Raw genomic sequence first — 859 nt, forward strand, 5'->3', positions numbered from 1 at the left:
TGGTTGCTGGAAACGCATAGAAAGCCTAAACTGATACTACTCTACTGACTTTTATGAAAACATAAAACGGTGGCTACGTTAAAGCCAATCTGAGGTGTCCCTCTTTTTGAGGAACATAAATGAAGGTGGAACCACGTTGCGACGTCCTTTTATGGATGTCGTTTTTTGTTTTGTCAGAAGGAGGAAGAACGATGCTTTATATGATTGGCGGATCGCCTTGTAGTGGAAAGTCAACAATTGCCTCACTTCTTGCTAGACAGTATCAACTACTTCATATCAAACTGGATGATTTGGTAGAAGAGATGATGAGTCAAGCAAGTGCAGACTCACAGCCAATTTGCCTTCTTAGGCAGGATAGAAATCCAGAACAAATCTGGATGAGAAATCCAGAAGAGATGGCAGATGAAGAATGGCGCTTTTATGAAGAGATTTTTCCTTATGTAAAATCTTACTTGATAAAAAATCAAAACAGACCTCTCTTGGTGGAGGGAGCAGGACTTTTGCCTCACTTGGTAAAGGAGCTTGAATGTCAAGCATCATCCTATCTATGCTTGACTCCTACAGCTGATTTTCAAAAAAAGCATTATATACAGAGAGAATGGGTTCCTTATGTCTTAGAGGGTACAACCAACCCCGAGCAAGCTTTTGAAAACTGGATGCAACGAGACATTCTTTTTGCTCAAATGGTTCGTAAGGAAGCGGTGCTATTAGGCTATCCTAGTCTCGTAACAGATGGTAGTCAATCAGAGAATCAGACTGCGGAAGAAGTTGCTCGGCTCTTAAAATTGTCCAACAAAAATAGAATAAATATTTAAGGAGAAAACCATGATTAAGATTACTTTCCCAGATGGCGCTGTTC

The 859-nt window shown here is 40.3% G+C and carries 1 protein-coding gene; it reads left to right on the forward strand.

Annotation, left to right across the window (positions count from 1 at the left end; all coding sequences use genetic code 11):
• Positions 1-191: 191 nt before the first annotated feature.
• Positions 192-815 (forward strand): hypothetical protein, encoded by a 624-nt coding sequence (locus GMD1S_RS08320; RefSeq protein ID WP_000966511.1) that lies wholly within the window; start codon positions 192-194, stop codon positions 813-815.
• Positions 816-859 lie beyond the last annotated feature (44 nt).

Source organism: Streptococcus sp. GMD1S, assembly GCF_000296875.1.
Classification (GTDB): Bacteria; Bacillota; Bacilli; order Lactobacillales; family Streptococcaceae; genus Streptococcus.

Excerpts from the sequence above, each read along its gene's own strand:
- GMD1S_RS08320 (WP_000966511.1), top strand. The coding sequence starts at position 192 with ATGCTTTATATGATTGGCGGATCGCCTTGTAGTGGAAAGTCAACAATT.